Source organism: Aurantimonas marina (assembly GCF_017183135.1).
In the GTDB taxonomy this organism is placed as follows: domain Bacteria; phylum Pseudomonadota; class Alphaproteobacteria; order Rhizobiales; family Rhizobiaceae; genus Aurantimonas; species Aurantimonas marina.
The window spans coordinates 16,365-34,409 of record NZ_JADDXW010000009.1; the positions used below are offsets into that span (position 1 = coordinate 16,365).

Genomic DNA, 18,045 nt, shown 5'->3' on the forward strand with positions numbered 1-18,045 from the left:
GCGAAATCGGCGAAGTACCCGGCGAGGAGGCCGGACGGCAGCGAGGAGCGCGGGGAACGATGAAGCATTACAAGATCGCTGCGATCCCCGGGGATGGCATCGGGGTGGAGGTGATTAAGGCCGGGGTCGAAGTGCTGAACGTGCTCGCCAAGCGCGACGGAAGCTTCGCGCTGGACTTCGAGAGCTTCGATTGGGGCTCGGACTACTATCGCCGGAACGGCGTGATGATGCCGGCGGGTGGTCTCGAACAGATCGCCGATTTCGATGCACTCTACTTCGGAGCCGTTGGCGCGCCGGACGTACCCGACCATGTGACGCTCTGGGGGCTTCGCCTGGCAATCTGCCAGTCCTTCGACCAGTATGCCAATTTGCGGCCGACCCGCATTCTGCCGGGGATCGAAAGCCCATTGCGCGGCGTCGGCCCCGATCGGCTCAATTGGGTCATCGTGCGGGAAAACTCGGAGGGTGAATATGCCGGGCAGGGGGGACGCTCACACCGCGGCCTGCCGGAGGAAGTCGCAACGGAAGTCGCGATCTTCACCCGGGCGAGCGTCACGCGGATCATGCGTTTTGCTTTCGACCTCGCCCGCTCGCGCCCCCGCAAGAAGCTGACCGTCGTCACCAAGTCCAATGCCCAGCGGCATGGCATGGTGATGTGGGACGAGATCGCTGCCGAGGTGGCTGCCGACTATCCCGACGTCGACTGGGGCAAGGAACTCGTGGACGCCATGACCATGCGCATGACGCTGCGGCCGGAGACGCTCGACACTATCGTCGCCACCAACCTCCATGCCGACATTCTGTCGGATCTGGCAGCCGCCCTGGCTGGATCGCTGGGTATCGCGCCGACCGCCAACCTCAACCCCGAGCGGCGGTTTCCCTCGATGTTCGAGCCGATCCACGGCTCGGCCTTCGACATCACCGGCAAAGGCGTCGCCAATCCCATCGGGACCTTCTGGACGGCGACGCTGATGCTCGACCATCTCGGTGAGCCTGAGGCGGCCACTCGGTTGATGCGGGCGGTCGAACGGGTCACGGCCGACCGTGCGTTTCATACGCCGGATCTTGGCGGCGAGGCGACGACGCGCAAGGTCACCGACGCGGTGATCGCCGCTATCGATGGTGACAACGAATAGGCCGAGCGTCGCGCCGCCGTGACTTTCGCAGAGAGGAAAGCGATGACCAACCGCGATGACGAACGCCCGCTGATTGCCCTGGTGCCAGGCGATTGCACCGGGATCGGGCCGGAGCAGATCGCGCGCATCCTGAGCGATAGGCGGATGGCGAGCGTGGCGCGGCTGGTCGTCGTTGGTGATCGCCGGGTGGTCGACCGCGGCGCACGTCAGGCCGGCGTGACACTCGATCTCGTCGAGGTGGATTCGCCGTCGGCGGCGCGGTTCGACGGTGGCGCGATCCCGATCGTGGACCTGAAGAACATCGATCCGGACGCCCTCCCCGTCGGTGAAATGAACCCCGAGTCCGGTCGCCTGACGGGGCAGACGCTGGCGCGCGCTGTCGATTTCGCCAAAGCCGGTGCGGTCGACGCGATCAGCTTCGCGCCGCTCAACAAGCAGGCCATGTACAAGGGCGGCTGGAAATTTCCCGATGAGCACAAGATGTTCGCGCATCTTCTCGCGCATGTCGGTCCGTTCTCCGAGATGAATGTCCTGGACGGGCAATGGATGACCCGCGTCACCTCGCACGTCTCGCTTCGCGAGGCGATCGATCAGATCAGTTTCGACTCGATCTGCCGGGCGTTGCGACTGGCAGACGCGACGATGCGACATGCCGGAATCGCGAAGCCCCGGATCGCGGTCGCGGCGCTGAACCCTCATGCGGGCGAGGGCGGCCTGTTCGGACGCGAGGAAATCGAGATCATCGCGCCGGCGGTGAAGGCGATGCAGGCCGAGGGGATCGACTGCAAGGGACCGTATCCCTCCGACACGGTTTATCTAAAGGCCTTCGCCGGTGAATTCGACGGCGTCACGGCGATGTATCACGACCAGGGGCAGATCGCGACCAAGTTGAAAGGCTTCAACAAGGGGGTGACCGTGACGGCAGGCCTCGCCACGATTTTCACGACGCCAGCGCACGGCACGGCCTATGACATTGTCGGTCAGGGCATTGCCGACGTTGGCGCGTTCGAGAGCGCGATCTCGCTCGCTGCGGTGCTGGCGAGACGCCAGAAGGCCGGTGTGGCGCCCGGCGCCCATTGAATGCGCGGGCTGAGTCTCTGCCCAGCTTGACGGGCCGATCGGCAGCGCAAAGGGTCCAAACGGTGGGGCAAGCAAGGATGGCTGGTAGTCACCCTCGTCTAAGTCATTGAAAGGATTGGTGGGCGCGACAGGGATTGAACCTGTGACCCCCTCGGTGTGAACGAGGTGCTCTCCCGCTGAGCTACGCGCCCCGCCGACGCGACCGCAGCCGCCGGGAAGGTGCCGCGATATAGAGCCGCCGGGCCGTGCTCGTCAATATCCCGCATCGCGGCCATGCCAGTATTCAGGATAGATGCGTCGGCTCGCCGATCAGACGCCCGGCGAGCGCTGCGTCCAGATGCGCGTAGTCGTCGAGAATGAAGCTGGCACGGGCGCGGGCCTTTGCATCGGGCGCATAGCCGAAATCCACGAGAATCGACGGAATGCCGGCCGCAGCAGCGGCGTCGATGTCGGTCGACGTGTCGCCGATCATGATCGACGCATCGCTCCGTCCCCCGGCCCGTTCGATGGTCCCGGTCAAATGTGAGGGATCGGGCTTGCGCCGCGCAAAGGTATCGGACCCGCAAATTGCCGCGAAACGATCGGCTAGGCCGATTTCGGACAGAAGCAGGCGGGCAAAGCGTTCGTATTTGTTGGTGCAGACGGCGAGCCTGAAGCCGGCCTCCACCAGCCGGTCCATCGCTGCGACAGCACCGGGAAACGACGCCGAGGCGACGGCGATATTCGCCTCGTAATGCGCCAGGAACCGGGCCGTCTGCTCTTGCAATTCAGCCTCGGGAAGGGGCCGGCCGTCCCGTCGATAGGCTTCGTGCAGCATGATGCGGGCGCCGTGTCCGGCGTGCGGGCGGACCATATCGAGGGACATACCCGGCATCCGCGCCGCGGCAAGGCAATGGTTGAGGCTCGCGGCGAGGTCCGGCGCCGTGTCGACCAGCGTTCCATCGAGATCGAAGACAGCGACTTTCGCCATGAGAATGAACGACTCCCTTTGCCCTCCCGGTTCTGACGTTGCCATCGCCGGGCCCGCAGTTCCTTCGCCCGACACGCACCCTCGGTCAACTGGCTGCGCCACGCCCGGTTGATCGACAGCCGCGCCGATTGAGGCTAGAGCAGCGGCGTAACCAGGGAGGGACCCAAGGCTGATGACGGACGCGGCGAAACTGAAGACCATGGCGGGCGAGGCGGCTCTTGGCCATGTCGAGGACGGCATGCGGCTGGGTATCGGCACGGGATCGACGGCGGAGGCCTTCGTCCGCGTTCTTGCCGATCGTGTGCATGCCGGACTTGACGTGATCGGCGTGACGACATCGGACCGCACAGAAGCGCTTTGCCGCGAACTCGGCGTGCCGACCGCAACGCTGGAGACCGTGCCTCAGCTCGATCTGGCGATCGATGGCGCCGATGAAATCGACGGCCGGCTGCGGCTCATCAAGGGCGGCGGCGGTGCGCTGCTGCGCGAGAAGATCGTCGCGGCCGCTTCCGACCGGATGCTGGTGATCGCCGACGCTTCCAAGAAGGTCGAAACGCTCGGCGCCTTTCCGCTACCGATCGAAATCAACGGCTTCGGAATGATGGCAACCTATCTCGCCATCCGGAAGGCCGCCGCCAGCCTTGGGCTCGAGGGAGAGATGATCCTCCGGCGACGGGGCGAGGATCCCTTCATCACCGATAGCGGGCACCTGATTCTCGACGCATCTTTTGGCCGCATTCCCGATCCAGAAGCGCTTTCGCAGGCGCTGCACCAGGTTCCGGGTGTCGTCGAGCACGGCCTCTTCATCGGTCTGGCGAGCGAAGCGATCCTTGCATCCGAACGCGGGATCGAGACCGTGACCGCGTGAGTCGTCTTGCCGTGCGGCCGGTAGCCGACCCTTGCCAGAACGAGTTGAAATCCAATACTCAAGCGCCGGATGCCATAGTGCGGATCGGCGTGCGAGAGAAATCGAACGGAGACATAGGTTTCATGATCTTCAGCCAATTGACGCGTCGGACCCGCCTGATGGTCGCGGCCATGGTCTTGATGCTGCCGGCAACGGCGCTTGCGCAAGAAATCTCCGACTCGCACCTCGCGGCCGCTCACACGGCGATCGAGGCCATCGGCGCGACGGATCAGTTCGACAATATCCTTCTCAACGCCGCGACGCAGATCAAGTCCGAACTGATCGGCAACAGTCCCGACCGCCAAACCGAGATATCCGACATGGTGGACGAGAGGGCGCTAGCGCTCGCGCCGCGCCGCGGCGATCTCGAAAACGAAGTCGCGCGCGTCTATGCCAAGTTGTTCACCGAGGAGGAACTGCAGCAGATCGGCCAGTTCTACAACTCGGAAGCCGGCAAGAAGCTGTTGGCGCAGGGGCCCTTGGCGACGCGCGAAATGCTCGGCGCCGCCGAGGTCTGGAGCAATGGCATCGTGCGGGATCTGCGCGAGAGTGCGATCGAAGGTATCCGCCAGATAGCTCCGGCGGCGAGTGCGGCACCGGCCGCAGCGGGGGCGGATGCCGCTACCCCGGCCCAGTAACAGGCCAACGTCTTTCCGGCGCGCTTCACGAAAACGGCAACCGGCCGATGATGCGAAAAGGGTGGTCATTTGGCCGCCCTTTTTGCTAACGCCAAAGCTCGACGAGGCTGTGGCCGGCCGCATCTTTTCCCGCGCCGGCTGGTGACGTTCGACCCCGCAATGCTCGCAACAGACGGAATCCATGCGTGACTCAGACATCATATGACTACGACCTCTTCGTCATTGGCGGTGGCTCGGGCGGCGTCCGCGCCGCGCGCCTTGCCGCCCAGATGGGGCGTCGGGTAGCCGTCGCCGAATATGACGATCTCGGCGGAACCTGCGTCAATCGCGGCTGCGTGCCGAAGAAGCTGATGGTCTATGCCGGCGAATACGCCGAACATTTCGAGGACGCCGCCGGCTATGGTTGGACGGTCGGGGAGACGACGTTCGACTGGGACGTGCTGAAGCGCAATCGCGATGCCGAGGTCCGCCGTCTCAACGGCATTTACGGGGCCAATCTGGAGAAAGCCGGCGTCGACATTTTCCGCGACATCGCTGTTTTCGACGATGCCCACACGATCCGCCTGGTCAATGCGGATCGCACGGTCACGGCCGACAAGGTCTTGATCGCGGTCGGCGGCTATCCGAATCCGCATGGGGCGCTGGAAGGACACGAACTCTGCGTCACCTCGGACGCGGCCTTCGACCTCGCCGAACTGCCGAAGAAGATCATCATTGCCGGCGGCGGTTATATCGCGATCGAGTTCGCATGCATATTCAACGCCCTCGGCGTCGATGTGACAGTCCTTTATCGCGGCTTGGAGATTCTGCAGCACTTCGACATGGATGTGCGCCGCCTGTTGCACGCCGAGCTCGAGAACAAGGGCATCAAGATCATCACCAAGACGGTCTTCGAAAAGGTGGAACGCAAGGACGGCGGCGGGCTTCGCGCAGCCTTGTCGGATGGGTCCTTCTGGGAGGGCGACCAGATCATGCTGGCTCTGGGACGCTTGCCGAATACGGAGAAGATCGGCCTCGACAAGGCCGGCGTCCAAATGGACAGAAAAGGCTGCGTCCTCGTCGATGAGCACCTGAAGACCAGCGCCGACAATATCTACGCGCTCGGCGACGTGATCGACCGGGTTCCGCTGACGCCGGTGGCGATCCATGAGGCGATGTGCTTCATCGAAACCGTCTTCAAGGGCAATCCGACTCAGCCGGACTATGTGAACATTCCCACCGCCGTCTTTTCGCATCCGCAGATCGCGACCGTCGGCATGCCCGAAGACGAGGCGCGAAAGAACCTCGAGAATTTCGACGTCTATAAGACGATCTTCCGGCCGATGCGGAACATCCTGGCCGGCCGACCCGACCGGATGCTGATCAAGCTGGTGGTGGACGCGGACGACGACACCGTGGTCGGGGCGCACATTCTGGGGCCGGAAGCAGGCGAGATGGCGCAGTTGATCGGCATCGCCATCAAGGCATGCGTGAAGAAGGCTCAGTTCGATGCGACCATGGCTGTGCATCCAACGGCGGCCGAGGAACTGGTGACCATGTACGAGCCGAATTACCGGTTCCGCAAGGGCGAAAAGGTCGCCGCCTGATCCACCGCGCGGACCGATAGAGCCGTTCCTATGGACATACACGAAGATCATCCGGACCTTGCGCGCCTCGCAGCCGAGGGGCGTATCGTCGCCTATTTCGGCTATGGCTCATTGGTCAACAGGCGCACGTTGCGCACCAGGTTTCTCGGCATTCGACGCGCTCGGGTCGAGGGCTGGCGGCGGTTCTGGCTCCCGCGCGAAGCGAGCGCGGCGATGGCGCTCTTGTCGGTCCATCCTTCCGACACCCACGTGGTCGAAGGCGTAGTGGTCTATGATCTCGCCGACCATCTGCCGTCGGTGGACGAACGCGAGGCGGGCTACAGTCGGCGCATCGTCGATCTCGCCTGCCTTGAAATCGAGGCGCCGCCGGTCACCGGCGTGCCGCTTTACATCTACGAGGCGCATCGCGGCGCGGCGGATGCCAGCGATATGCAGGCGGCTATCCTGCAGAGCTATCTCGACGCGGTGATGCAAGGCTTCCATACGCTCTACGGTGCGGCCGGATTGCGGCGTTTCGTCGATGAGACGCATGGTTTCGAGACAGCCGTTTTGCGTGACCGGGCCGAGCCGCGTTATCCGCGCGCTGTTCGCCTGGACCGGCACGAGGCGGATCTTTTCGACCGCCTGGTGGTCGATCGCGGCGCCCGGTTCGTCGATCTGGATTGAAGCCGCCGCGAGACAGGCGCCATGCAAAGGATGACAAAGCGGCGTAGAAATGTTTAAACGCCGCCGGCGTGTTGGGGCGAGCGAGCCTGACAACCGGGATCTCGGATCACGACAAGACAAGAGACGATCGGGAAGTGCCCGGTCAGGAGATATGGTTATGGCGAAGGACTGGACACCATCGAGCTGGCGCTCAATGCCCATCGAGCAGGTGCCGGACTATCCGGACCCGAACGCGCTGGCCGAGACCGAAAAGCGGTTGGCGAGCTTTCCGCCGCTGGTTTTTGCAGGTGAAGCCCGCAAGCTGACACGCGCCCTCGGCGAGGTTGCCGAGGGCCGGGCCTTCCTGCTGCAGGGCGGGGACTGTGCCGAGAGCTTCGCCGAACACGGTGCCGATAACATCCGCGATTTCTTCCGTGCCTTCCTGCAGATGGCGGTGGTGCTGACCTTTGCCGCATCGCAGCCGGTGGTGAAGATCGGACGTATCGGCGGCCAGTTCGCCAAGCCGCGTTCCTCCGGCAGCGAGACCAAGGACGGAAAGACGCTTCCGTCCTATCGCGGCGACATCATCAACGGCATTGAGTTCGACGAGGCCTCGCGCATCCCCAACCCCGAGCGGCAGGTGATGGCTTACCGCCAGTCGGCCGCGACGATGAACTTGCTCAGAGCCTTTGCGCAGGGCGGCTATGCCAATCTCGACAATGTCCACCAGTGGATGCTCGGCTTCGTCGCCGACAGCCCCGAGGCCGAACGCTATCGCCAGCTCGCGGATCGCATTTCCGAGACGATGAACTTCATGCGCGCGATCGGCATCGACGCGGAGAGCCATCCCTCGCTGCGCGAGACCGATTTCTTCACCAGCCACGAAGCGCTGTTGCTTGGCTATGAAGAGGCGTTCACGCGCGTCGATTCTACCTCCGGCGACTGGTACGCCACCTCCGGCCACATGATCTGGATCGGCGACCGCACGCGCCAGGAAGATCATGCGCATGTCGAATTCTGCCGCGGCATCAAGAACCCGATCGGCCTGAAATGCGGCCCCTCGATGGAAGCCGATGGGTTGCTGCGGCTGATCGACAAGCTGAATCCGGAGAACAAGGCGGGCCGGCTGACGCTGATCACGCGCTTCGGCCACGAAAAGGTCGAGGCGCATCTGCCGAAGCTGATCCGCGCGGTCGAGAAAGAGGGACGCAAGGTGGTCTGGTCGTGCGATCCGATGCATGGCAACACCATCACGCTCAACCATTACAAGACGCGGCCGTTCGACCGGATTCTCGCCGAGGTGCAGGGATTCTTCGACGTTCACCGGGCCGAGGGAACCCATGCCGGCGGCATCCATATCGAAATGACCGGCAAGGACGTGACCGAGTGCACCGGCGGTGCGCGGCCCGTGCTCGCCGAGGATCTGTCGGATCGCTACCACACCCATTGCGACCCGCGGCTCAACGCCAATCAGGCGCTAGAACTCGCTTTCCTGGTCGCAGAGCTTCTCAAGAAGGATCAGGCCGCGAACGCGCCAAAGCAGGCGGCGAATTTCTAAAGCGCAGCCGGAGACTGGAGCTCAGGTTGATGGCCAATGCAGACGGGTGAGACCATTCGTACCGGACGCTGTCTCTGCGGCGGCGTGCGGTTCGAGACCCGGGGATCGGTCAGACCGGTCATCTTCTGTCATTGCGATCAATGCCGCCGGCAATCCGGGCTGCATTATGCCGCGACAAGTGTCGCCGACGACCATCTGTCGGTCACCGGCGATACGCTCGCCTGGTACCGGTCGTCGCCTGACGCGCGGCGCGGCTTTTGTTCCACCTGCGGTACGCTGCTGTTTTGGAAGCACAACGGTCTCGACCGGACCTCGATCCTGGCCGGCGCGTTCGACCAGCCGAGCGGCCTCGTCCCGTCGCATCATATCTTCACCGCCAGCAAGGCCGATTTCTACGACATCGGTGACGGGCTCGAGCAGTTTGCCGAACGTGATGGCCGAACGGCGGTCGGCTCCAAGAGTAGGTGAGGGAACCGCGAACGGTAAACGCTGCGTCGGCTTTCAGGTGGCTGACTTTGATGCCGGCTCGGCGTTAGCTTCACGGTGATCAACGGAGTTGCCGTGATGACGTCTTTTCCCAGCCTCTTCATTTCCCACGGATCCCCCGATATCGCGATTGCCGAGACCGAAGCCACGCAGTTTCTGCGCAGTCTGGCCGCGGACCTGCCGCGCCCCAAGGCAATCGTCGTCGCCAGCGCGCATTTCGAAGCGGAAAACAAGATCCTCGTGTCAGGCGGCGAACGGCCGGAGACGATCCACGATTTCGGCGGTTTCGATCGGCGCCTCTACGAGATGCGCTATCCGGCGCCGGGCGATCCGGCGCTCGCCGGTCGCATCGTAAAGGCACTGACGGATGACGGCTTTGCGGCGGAGATCGCGATCGGACGCGGCTTCGACCACGGCACCTGGGTGCCGCTGATCCTCGCCTATCCGGATGCGGATATCCCTGTCGTGCAGGTCTCGGTCGATCCGACGCAAGGACCCGCGCATCACCTCGCGCTCGGCGCGGCATTGAAGCCGCTCCGCGATGACGACATCCTGATCATCGGTTCGGGCTCATTTACCCACAATCTGCGCGAGGCGTTCGGGCGGATGCAGCAAGGCGAGCGTCCGGCTGAAACGCCGGCCTGGGTTGCCGATTTCGCCGACTGGATGAGCGAACATCTCCTGGCCGGAGACCGCGAGGCGCTGACGGATTACCGGGCGAGGGCGCCCTTTGCCGTTGAGAACCATCCCACCGACGAACATCTGATGCCGCTATACGTGGCGATGGGCGCAGTGGGAGCGGATGCGACGGCGAGGAAGCTGCACGGCAGCCGCGATTTCGGCGTCCTCTCCATGGAGGCATTCGCCTTCGCCTGAGGGGCTTCGCCGCACCGCCGAAGCCGGCGGGCACTTGTGGATCGCCCGCCGCGGCATCCCCCCGACGAGGAGGATCTGATCATTCCTCTGATTCTCGACCGTGGAGAGGCTGCGATCGAAATTTGAGCGGATTGAAAGCGTCGAGCCAAACCGCGATGAGCGGTTCCGATTATCGCAGGTCGGGATCGGTGGGGTGACGCTTCGAGCCGGGCGCCAAGCGCTCACCGCGCCGGTTCCGCGCACGCCGCATGAAAACCGGACCCCACTGGCGCCATGCGAACCAGCCGGCAAGCGCCACCGCGATGACGATCAGCAGGATTCCGACGCCACGCTCCATCACCTGGAGATGGGCGAAGACCGAACCAATCGAATAGCCGAAGACATAGCCGACCGTCGTGAAGATGCCGGCCCAGAGTGCCGCGCCGAACAGGTTGAGCAGGACGAAGCGCGTGATCGAGATCCGCGACAGGCCGAGGGCGATGAGACCTGGCATTCGTAGGCCGTAGATATACCGGTTCACGATGACGAAATAGGCCTGGTAGCGCTCGACCAGTTCGAGCGCCTTGGCGAATTTCCGCCGGCTGCGCCACCGCGCCACCCAACGGTGATTCGATGAAAAGCGTGCGAACAGGAAGACTGAGAGATCGCCGACGAAGGAGCCGGCGAAGGCCAGGGCGATCATCATCTCGAACGGATAGGATCCGCGATAGGCCAGAAAGCCGCCGATGATCGCGAAGACCTCGCCCTCGAAGAAGGTTCCGGCCAGGACGATGATCGGTCCGAACTGTCCGATGAGGCTCAGGATTTCGTACACAGCGGCTCCGCGCGTCCGGATGGTGACGGCCGCAAGCGCGATCGACCATCCCGTCGCAGTTCGACGTGGCGCGCTTGTCGCAGAGTTTTGAGGCGCAAAAAAGTGGAAATTCGCAACGACCGGCGTCGCCCGCGGGCCATTTCCTCCTCATGTTGCCTCGTGCGAACGGGCTCGCGCCGTCGAGCGCGGCTTGTTATGAGGCCAGTTAACGGTTTCGGAAATGCCATCCGTCCGTTTGCATGATGATTTGTCACAGGGGAGCCGGGCAAGGCCGTGAAAGCTATCGACGACCATTTGAAGCTGGCCATCGCCCAGTTGAACCCCACCGTTGGCGATGTGTCGGGCAATCTCGCGATGGCCCGCAATGCCAGGGCAGAGGCGGCGGCCAAGGGCTCCGACTTGATCCTCTTTACAGAGCTCTTCATCGCTGGTTATCCGCCCGAGGATCTCGTCCTCAAGCCGGCCTTCATCGAGGCGTGCATGGAGGCGATCGAGGCTCTGGCGAGAGACACGGCGGATGGCGGCCCCGGCATGGTGATCGGTTGTCCGCTGCGCACCGGGGAAGGGCTGTTCAACGCCGTGGCCGTCCTCGATCAGGGCCGTGTCGTCACTTGGCGCTCCAAGGTGGATTTGCCGAACTACGGTGAGTTCGACGAAAAGCGCGTGTTCCAGGCCGGCGAGATGCCGGGACCGGTGAATTTTCGTGGCCTCAGGCTTGGCATTCCGGTCTGCGAGGATATCTGGGGTGACCTTGACGTCGGCGAGACACTGGCCGAATCGGGCGCCGAGATCCTGCTCGTTCCGAATGGTTCGCCGTTTTATCGCGGCAAGATGGACGTTCGGCACCAGGTGGCGTTGCGCCAGGTGATCGAGACCGACCTTCCGCTGGTTTACGCCAACCAGGTTGGCGGGCAGGACGAGCTCGTCTTCGACGGTGGCTCCTTTGCCTTCAATGGCAACCGAAGCTTGGCCTTCCAGTTGCCACGGCTGGAATCCGGCGTCTACCTCACCGAATGGCGAAGAAGAGCCGAGGGTTGGGCTTGCCAGAACGGCGTGACGGCGGCGATGCCCGACGCGGACGAGGCGGTATGGCGGGCATGCGTGCTGGGCCTGCGCGACTATGTCGACAAGAACGGCTTCAAATCCGTCGTTCTGGGCCTGTCCGGCGGCATTGATTCGGCGATCGTCGCTGCGCTCGCCGTCGACGCGTTGGGCGCGAGCCGCGTCCATTGCGTCATGCTGCCCTATCGCTACACGGCCGAGACCAGCCTGGAGGATGCGGCGGCCTGTGCCGAGGCGCTCGGCGTTCGCTACGACATCGTGCCGATCTCCGAGCCGGTCGAAGGCTTTACCAGTGCGCTCGCAAAGATGTTCGCCGGCCGGCCGGCCGACATCACCGAGGAAAACCTCCAAAGCCGCACGCGCGGGACCATCCTGATGGCGATCTCTAATAAGTTCGGCTCGATGGTCGTCACCACCGGCAACAAGAGCGAGATGAGCGTCGGCTACGCGACGCTCTATGGCGACATGAACGGCGGCTTCAATCCGATCAAGGATCTCTACAAGACCGAGGTGTTCCGCCTGGCGCGCTGGCGCAACATGCACCGGCCCAAAGAATGTCTGGGTCCGGACGGCATCGTGATTCCCGAGCGGATCATTGATAAGCCGCCCTCGGCGGAACTACGCGAGGATCAGAAGGACGAGGATTCGCTGCCGCCCTACGATGTCCTCGATGCGATCCTTCAGCATCTCGTCGAGCATGATGGCGGCGTCGACGAGCTGGTCGAGCGCGGCTTCGACCGGGACACCGTTCGCCACATCGAGCGATTGCTCTACATCGCCGAATACAAGCGCCGGCAATCGGCGCCGGGGGTGAAGGTGACGCGCAAGAATTTCGGCCGCGACCGGCGCTATCCGATCACCAACCGATTCCGCGATGGTGCGTGAGATGTTCGAGATCCCGCCGCTCGACACCGTCGCGACCGCCACGCTTGCGGTCGGCGCGCTGTTTCTGCTGCGCTATTTCCTGGCGATGCGGCGAATCTGGAAAGTCGCCGGGCACCGGCCGAGCTTCCAGTTCGGCGATCATTTTCGGGCGATGAAGCGCCATGCGTTTGGCGCGGAGCTGGAACCCGAGCGGCGCTACGCCGCGCGGCAGCTCGTTTTCGGTGTCGTGCTCATCGCGGTCGGGCTGTTGCTGTTCGGCTGGCTGTTGGGGACTGGCTCTCCCGTCGGCTTGGCTGTCTGATCCGCTTGGAGTTAGCCCCTGGAACAGTGATATGGCAGGTGAAGGGATCGTTGCGGCAGGGGCCGCCCCGCCCACGCCGTTCGGATCGTCCATGACCTTTCTCTCGTTCATCGGTCGCAATGGGCGCTGGCTCGGCGGCGGTTTCCTGCTCTGCTTCTTCTCGTCCTTCGGCCAGACGTTCTTCATAGCGCTGTCGAATGGTGAGATCCGCCGCGAGTTCGACCTGACCAACGGCGAATTCGGCCTGATCTACATGGTGGCGACACTCGCCAGCGCGGCGACGCTGCCGTTTCTCGGCCGGGTGCTGGACAGGTTTCGCACCTCGCTCGTCGCCGCCGGGACGATCGCCAGCCTCGCCGCTGCGACCCTTGTGCTGTCGTGGTCGACGTCTGTACCGTTTCTCATTCTTTCGATCTACCTGTTGCGCCTGTTCGGGCAGGGCATGATGAGCCAGACGGCCTTCACCGCCACCGGTCGCTGGTTCGTGGCCAATCGCGGCCGGGCGATCTCGCTCGTCACGCCCGGTTTCCAGGCCGGCGAAGCGCTGTTGCCGCTTCTCTTCGTGATCATCGCGGGAATGGTCGGTTGGCGGGGCGCATGGGTGGCAAGCGCGATCGTCTTGCTGCTCGTGGCGCTGCCCGCTACCACGCTGCTGACCAATCGTGAGCGCGACCCGCATTCGCTGGAGCCGGCAGGCGCGCCGCAATCGGATGTACCCGACTGGACTGTCGCGGAGGTTCTTCGGAGCCCGACCTTCTATCTTCTCGCGATGGGCGTCGTGGCGCCGTCCTTCATCGGCACGACGCTGTTCTTCCACCAGGTCTATCTGACCGAATTGCGCGGTTGGCCGCTGGAGTTGTTCGCCTCAGGCTTCGCGGTGATGTCGGCGACGACGGTGGTGTTCGCGCTCGTCTGCGGTTGGCTGATCGACCGCTATTCGGCGGTGCGGCTGCTGCCGTTCTTTTTGATCCCGATGACCTTCGCCACCCTGGTCGCCGCCAATTTCACCGCCGAGGCCTCGATCTTCGTCTTCATGATGTTTCTCGGGGTATCGCAGGGCTTCGCGGCGACGCTCTTCGGCGCTTTGTGGCCCGAAATCTATGGTGTGCGCCATCTCGGCGCGGTCCGCTCGCTGGTTCTGGCGGTCATGGTTTTCGGCAGTGCCCTCGGGCCGGGGCTGAGCGGCATCCTGATGGATCTCGGCGTTCCCTATCCGCTCATGATCAATCTCATGGCGGTCTTTTGTGCCGCGATCACGCTGGTTCTGACTGGCGTCTCCCGCCGGCTTCGCCGATTGCCAGCGGCGTCCCGGTTCAGTAGGGCAGAGCCATGACCGTCACCGTTCGTTTCGCCCCGTCGCCCACCGGGCATCTTCACATCGGCAATCTGCGCACGGCGCTGTTCAACTGGCTGTTCGCGATGAACCAGGGCGGCCGTTTCGCCCTGCGTTTCGACGACACCGACAGGGAGCGGTCGCGCCCCGAATTCGCCGACATGATCGAGACCGATCTCGCCTGGATCGGGATCGCGCCGCATGCCGTGATCCGGCAGTCGGAACGGCTCGATCACTATGCCGCCGCGGCCGAGCGGCTGAAGCAGGCCGGGCTTCTCTATCCCTGCTATGAGACCCCGGACGAACTCGACCGCAAGCGCAAGCGGCTGGCCGCGCGCAATCTGCCGCCGGTCTACGGCCGCGAGGCGTTGCGACTGTCCGACGCGGAGAAGCAGGTCGTCGAGGCGGAGGGGCGTCGTCCGCACTGGCGGTTCCTGCTGCCGAACTTCACATCCGACCCGCACGCGCCGCAGCGCACCGACATCCACTGGGACGATCTCATTCGCGGCCCGCAGACCGTCGACCTCGGCTCGTTGTCCGATCCCGTCCTGATGCGCGCCGACGGCAGCTATCTCTATACGCTTCCCTCGATCGTCGATGACGGCGAAACGGGTGTCACCCATGTCATTCGCGGTGACGATCACGTCACCAACACCGGCGTCCAGATCGCCATCTTCCGTGCATTGGGCCTCGATGCGCCGGTCTTCGGTCACCACAATCTTTTGACCGCGATCGGCGGCGAGGGGCTATCGAAACGCACCGGCGCCTTGTCGCTCAAGTCATTGCGTGAGTCCGGCTACGAGCCGATGGCCGTCGCCTCGCTGGCGGTTCTGGTCGGGCTGTCCGGTTCGATCGAGGCGATGCCGGATCTCGCCGCCTTGGCCAAACGACTGCGTTTCGAGGACGTCTCGCCGTCCGCCTCGAAATTCGATCCCGCCGAACTCGACCGGCTGAATGGCGAGATCGTCCATGCGCTGTCTTACGCGGTGGTCGCCGACCGGCTCGCGGCCATGGGCGTGCCGGGCGATCGGGGCGACATGTTCTGGCAGGCCGTGCGCGGCAATTGCGCGAAGCTGGCCGATGCTGCCGAGTGGGCGCGCGTCGTCTTCGGCGATTTGGCGGACAAGCCGGCCCTGTCCGGCGAGGACCGGGTCTTCGTCGAAGCCGCGTCCGAGCTTTTGCCGGAGGGCGACTTCGGCTCCGAGACCTGGCGCGAATGGACGGGGCGGCTGAAACAGGCGACAGGGCGCAAGGGCAAGCCGCTGTTCATGCCGTTGCGGCTGGCACTCACCGGTCTGGACCATGGGCCGGAACTGGCCGCGCTGCTGCCACTTATTGGCCGCGAGAAGGCCGTCGCCCGGCTCTCCTGATCAGCCCTTTCGTCGCGTCTTCGGCTCTCAGCCGCCGCGCTGCACGGCCTCGGCCGTGGCGATCGCCGCCATGTTGACGATACCGCGCGAGGTGACGGATGGCGTCAGGACGTGGGCGGGCGAGGCGGCGCCGAGCAGGATCGGCCCGACATGCAGCGAATCGGTCATCGTCTTCACGACGTTGAGGGTGATGTTCGCCGCGTCGAGACTGGGGAAGATCAGGAGGTTGGCTTCGCCTTTCAGGGTCGAGTCGGGCATGATGCGCTGACGCGTCGCCTCGCTGAGCGCCGCGTCGCCGTGCATTTCGCCGTCGACCTCGATGTCCGGTGCCAGCCGCCGCAAGATCGCAACGGCTTCGCGCATTTTCCGCGTCGACTCCGTGTCGTCCGAGCCGAAGTTGGAATGGGAGACGAGAGCCCCTTTTGGATCGATGCCGAAGCGCCGGATTTCGGCCGCCGCGAGCATCGTCATCTCCGCCAAATCCTCCGCTGACGGATCGCGCTGGACATAGGTGTCGACAAAGAACTTCGTGCCCATCTGGGAGATGAGGATGCTCAGCGCCGCGAACTTCCTGACGCCGTCTGTGACGCCGAGAACTTGGCTGATGTCGCGGACATGGTGTGGAAACCGGCCCTCGAGGCCGCAGATCAGCGCATCGGCCTCACTGCGTGAGACGGCGATCGCGCCGATCACGGTCGTATTGGTGCGCACGATGGTGCGGGCGCTATCCGGGTTGACGCCCTTGCGACCGACCGTGCCGAAATAATGGTCGACATAGTCGCGGTAGCGCGGATCGTCTTCCGGGTTGACCACCTCGAAGTCCTCGTCGGGCCTGATGCGTAGCCCGTAGCGCTCGAGGCGTGACGCGATCACACCTGGTCGTCCGATCAGGATTGGGGCGCAGAGCTTTTCCTCGAGCAGAACCTGCGCGGCCCGCAGCACCCGCTCGTCCTCGCCGTCGGAAAAGATCACCCGCTTGCCCGACTCCCTGGCGATCCGGAAGATCGGCTTCATGATCAGGCCAGAGCGAAAGACGAAGCGGTTCAGCCGGTCGACATAGGCCGGCATGTCGACGATGGGCCGCGTGGCGACGCCGTCGACCTCTGCCGCCCTGGCGACGGCCGGAGCGATCTTCAGGATCAGCCGAGGGTCGAAGGGCGCCGGGATCAGATAGTCGGGTCCGAACACCGGCGTCTCGGAGCCGTAGGCCTTGGCCGCGACTTCCGAAACTTCCTCGCGCGCCAGCGCCGCGATGGCGTCGACGGCGGCGGTCTTCATGCCTTCGGTGATGGCGGTCGCGCCACAGTCGAGCGCGCCGCGGAAGATATAAGGAAAGCAGAGAACGTTGTTGACCTGATTGGGGAAATCCGACCGCCCGGTGCAGATCATCGCGTCGGGCCGGATCTCTCTGGCAAGGTCTGGCATGATCTCCGGCGTCGGATTGGCCAGCGCCATGATCATCGGTTTGGCGGCCATCGTCTTCAGGTAGTCCGATTTGAGCACGCCGCCGGCCGAAAGACCGAGGAAGACGTCGGCGCCCTCGATGACCTCCTCCAGCGTGCGCTTGTCGGTCTTCCTGGCGTAGACCGCCATCCACCGGTCCATGCGCATTTCGCGTCCCTCATAGACGACCCCCTCGATATCGGTGCAGGTGATGTTCTCGCGCCTGGCGCCGAGTTCGACCAACAGGTTGAGGCAGGCGATCGCCGCGGCACCGGCGCCCGACGTGACGATTTTCGCATCCTCCAGTGTCTTGCCTGCGAGCATCAAGCCGTTGCGGATCGCGGCGGCGACGATGATCGCCGTGCCGTGCTGGTCGTCGTGAAAGACAGGGATCGCCATGCGCTCGCGCAGCTGTGCCTCGACCTCGAAGCACTCTGGCGACTTGATGTCTTCCAGATTGATGCCGCCGAAGGTCGGCTCCAACGCGGCGACGACATCGCAGATATGCTCGATTTCCCTGGCGTCGATTTCGATGTCGAAGACGTCGATGTCGGCGAACTTCTTGAACAGAACCGCCTTGCCCTCCATTACTGGCTTGGAGGCGAGGGGGCCGATATCGCCGAGACCGAGCACGGCGGTGCCGTTGGAGAGCACGGCGACAAGGTTGGCGCGGCCGGAGTAGATGGCGGCAAGCGAGGGATCGCGCTCAATTTCCAGGCAGGGTGCGGCGACACCCGGGGAATAGGCCAATGCCAGATCGCGCTGGTTGCCGAGTGGCTTGGTCGCCTGGATCGCCAGTTTCCCGGGCTTGGGATAGCGGTGATAGAACAGCGCCTGTTCGTCGAGATCGCCGGTCGCCGCCCGCTCGGCGCCGGATTCGGTTTCGGACATGATCTTCTCTCCCTAACAGCCGCCGGATGGTCCCCGGCACGATCCCGACCTTGCCCGACCGATG

The 18,045-nt window shown here is 64.1% G+C and carries 16 protein-coding genes and 1 tRNA gene; 13 read left to right on the top strand and 4 right to left on the bottom strand.

What is annotated here, in order from left to right; translation table 11 throughout:
• The first annotated feature begins 59 nt into the window (after positions 1–59).
• On the top strand, positions 60–1,136 hold the full coding sequence (locus ING15_RS11570) for a tartrate dehydrogenase (protein WP_206454979.1): 1,077 nt from the start codon (positions 60–62) through the stop codon (positions 1,134–1,136).
• Between the two features lie 42 nt (positions 1,137–1,178).
• A complete protein-coding gene (locus tag ING15_RS11575) occupies positions 1,179–2,216 on the top strand; it encodes a PdxA family dehydrogenase (RefSeq protein WP_206454980.1) in 1,038 nt (345 codons plus the stop codon).
• A gap of 116 nt (positions 2,217–2,332) precedes the next feature.
• Here the strand turns inward: ING15_RS11575 and ING15_RS11580 are convergent.
• Together ING15_RS11580 and ING15_RS11585 are read right to left on the bottom strand one after the other, a co-directional pair.
• Positions 2,333–2,407: transfer RNA gene (locus ING15_RS11580), tRNA-Val, on the bottom strand.
• Between the two features lie 92 nt (positions 2,408–2,499).
• Positions 2,500–3,186, bottom strand: a complete 687-nt coding sequence (locus ING15_RS11585; protein WP_232845712.1) for an HAD-IA family hydrolase — start codon at positions 3,184–3,186, stop codon at positions 2,500–2,502.
• A gap of 172 nt (positions 3,187–3,358) precedes the next feature.
• On the opposite strand from ING15_RS11585, the gene rpiA reads away from it, so the two are divergent.
• The 7 genes from rpiA to ING15_RS11620 all read left to right on the top strand — a co-directional run bounded on the left by rpiA (position 3,359) and on the right by ING15_RS11620 (position 9,882).
• The gene (gene rpiA, locus ING15_RS11590) at positions 3,359–4,054 is read left to right on the top strand and encodes a ribose-5-phosphate isomerase RpiA (RefSeq protein ID WP_206454982.1); all 696 of its coding nucleotides are present in this window, start codon (positions 3,359–3,361) and stop codon (positions 4,052–4,054) included.
• Positions 4,055–4,176: 122 nt separating this feature from the next.
• Positions 4,177–4,731, top strand: a complete 555-nt coding sequence (locus ING15_RS11595) for a DUF2059 domain-containing protein (RefSeq protein ID WP_206454983.1) — start codon at positions 4,177–4,179, stop codon at positions 4,729–4,731.
• 185 nt (positions 4,732–4,916) lie between these two features.
• Complete coding sequence (gor, locus tag ING15_RS11600; protein WP_206454984.1) at positions 4,917–6,317, top strand: glutathione-disulfide reductase; 1,401 nt, start codon at positions 4,917–4,919, stop codon at positions 6,315–6,317.
• 30 nt (positions 6,318–6,347) lie between these two features.
• Positions 6,348–6,983, top strand: a complete 636-nt coding sequence (locus ING15_RS11605; protein ID WP_206454985.1) for a gamma-glutamylcyclotransferase family protein — start codon at positions 6,348–6,350, stop codon at positions 6,981–6,983.
• Positions 6,984–7,140: 157 nt separating this feature from the next.
• A complete protein-coding gene (locus ING15_RS11610) occupies positions 7,141–8,520 on the top strand; it encodes a class II 3-deoxy-7-phosphoheptulonate synthase (RefSeq protein ID WP_206454986.1) in 1,380 nt (459 codons plus the stop codon).
• 36 nt (positions 8,521–8,556) lie between these two features.
• A complete protein-coding gene (locus tag ING15_RS11615; protein ID WP_206454987.1) occupies positions 8,557–8,988 on the top strand; it encodes a GFA family protein in 432 nt (143 codons plus the stop codon).
• Between the two features lie 96 nt (positions 8,989–9,084).
• Positions 9,085–9,882 (top strand): DODA-type extradiol aromatic ring-opening family dioxygenase, encoded by a 798-nt coding sequence (locus ING15_RS11620; RefSeq protein ID WP_206454988.1) that lies wholly within the window; start codon positions 9,085–9,087, stop codon positions 9,880–9,882.
• A gap of 169 nt (positions 9,883–10,051) precedes the next feature.
• Here ING15_RS11620 and ING15_RS11625 read toward each other — a convergent pair whose 3' ends face one another.
• On the bottom strand, positions 10,052–10,696 hold the full coding sequence (locus ING15_RS11625) for a DedA family protein (RefSeq protein ID WP_206454989.1): 645 nt from the start codon (positions 10,694–10,696) through the stop codon (positions 10,052–10,054).
• Between the two features lie 273 nt (positions 10,697–10,969).
• On the opposite strand from ING15_RS11625, the gene ING15_RS11630 reads away from it, so the two are divergent.
• The 4 genes from ING15_RS11630 to gltX all read left to right on the top strand — a co-directional run bounded on the left by ING15_RS11630 (position 10,970) and on the right by gltX (position 15,647).
• The gene (locus ING15_RS11630; protein WP_206454990.1) at positions 10,970–12,643 is read left to right on the top strand and encodes an NAD+ synthase; all 1,674 of its coding nucleotides are present in this window, start codon (positions 10,970–10,972) and stop codon (positions 12,641–12,643) included.
• A gap of 1 nt (position 12,644) precedes the next feature.
• The gene (locus ING15_RS11635) at positions 12,645–12,944 is read left to right on the top strand and encodes a hypothetical protein (protein ID WP_206454991.1); all 300 of its coding nucleotides are present in this window, start codon (positions 12,645–12,647) and stop codon (positions 12,942–12,944) included.
• A 91-nt stretch (positions 12,945–13,035) separates the two neighbouring features.
• Entirely contained in the window at positions 13,036–14,277 is a 1,242-nt protein-coding gene (locus ING15_RS11640) for an MFS transporter (RefSeq protein ID WP_206454992.1), read from the top strand.
• On the top strand, positions 14,274–15,647 hold the full coding sequence (gltX, locus tag ING15_RS11645; protein ID WP_206454993.1) for a glutamate--tRNA ligase: 1,374 nt from the start codon (positions 14,274–14,276) through the stop codon (positions 15,645–15,647). Before ING15_RS11640 ends, gltX begins: the two co-directional genes overlap by 4 nt.
• A gap of 27 nt (positions 15,648–15,674) precedes the next feature.
• On the opposite strand, the gene ING15_RS11650 is transcribed toward gltX, so the two are convergent.
• Positions 15,675–17,981 carry an NADP-dependent malic enzyme gene (locus ING15_RS11650; RefSeq protein ID WP_206454994.1) on the bottom strand — a complete coding sequence of 769 codons (2,307 nt, stop codon included), beginning with the start codon at positions 17,979–17,981 and terminating at the stop codon, positions 15,675–15,677.
• Positions 17,982–18,045 lie beyond the last annotated feature (64 nt).

Bases quoted from the DNA above. Each gene is read 5' to 3' on its own strand.
- gltX (WP_206454993.1), top strand. From the start codon at position 14,274: ATGACCGTCACCGTTCGTTTCGCCCCGTCGCCCACCGGGCATCTTCAC.
- ING15_RS11615 (WP_206454987.1), top strand. From the start codon at position 8,557: ATGCAGACGGGTGAGACCATTCGTACCGGACGCTGTCTCTGCGGCGGC.
- ING15_RS11610 (WP_206454986.1), top strand. From the start codon at position 7,141: ATGGCGAAGGACTGGACACCATCGAGCTGGCGCTCAATGCCCATCGAG.
- ING15_RS11570 (WP_206454979.1), top strand. From the start codon at position 60: ATGAAGCATTACAAGATCGCTGCGATCCCCGGGGATGGCATCGGGGTG.
- ING15_RS11620 (WP_206454988.1), top strand. From the start codon at position 9,085: ATGACGTCTTTTCCCAGCCTCTTCATTTCCCACGGATCCCCCGATATC.
- ING15_RS11585 (WP_232845712.1), bottom strand. From the start codon at position 3,186: ATGGCGAAAGTCGCTGTCTTCGATCTCGATGGAACGCTGGTCGACACG.
- ING15_RS11650 (WP_206454994.1), bottom strand. From the start codon at position 17,981: ATGTCCGAAACCGAATCCGGCGCCGAGCGGGCGGCGACCGGCGATCTC.
- rpiA (WP_206454982.1), top strand. From the start codon at position 3,359: ATGACGGACGCGGCGAAACTGAAGACCATGGCGGGCGAGGCGGCTCTT.
- ING15_RS11575 (WP_206454980.1), top strand. From the start codon at position 1,179: ATGACCAACCGCGATGACGAACGCCCGCTGATTGCCCTGGTGCCAGGC.
- ING15_RS11595 (WP_206454983.1), top strand. From the start codon at position 4,177: ATGATCTTCAGCCAATTGACGCGTCGGACCCGCCTGATGGTCGCGGCC.
- ING15_RS11640 (WP_206454992.1), top strand. From the start codon at position 13,036: ATGACCTTTCTCTCGTTCATCGGTCGCAATGGGCGCTGGCTCGGCGGC.
- ING15_RS11635 (WP_206454991.1), top strand. From the start codon at position 12,645: ATGTTCGAGATCCCGCCGCTCGACACCGTCGCGACCGCCACGCTTGCG.
- ING15_RS11605 (WP_206454985.1), top strand. From the start codon at position 6,348: ATGGACATACACGAAGATCATCCGGACCTTGCGCGCCTCGCAGCCGAG.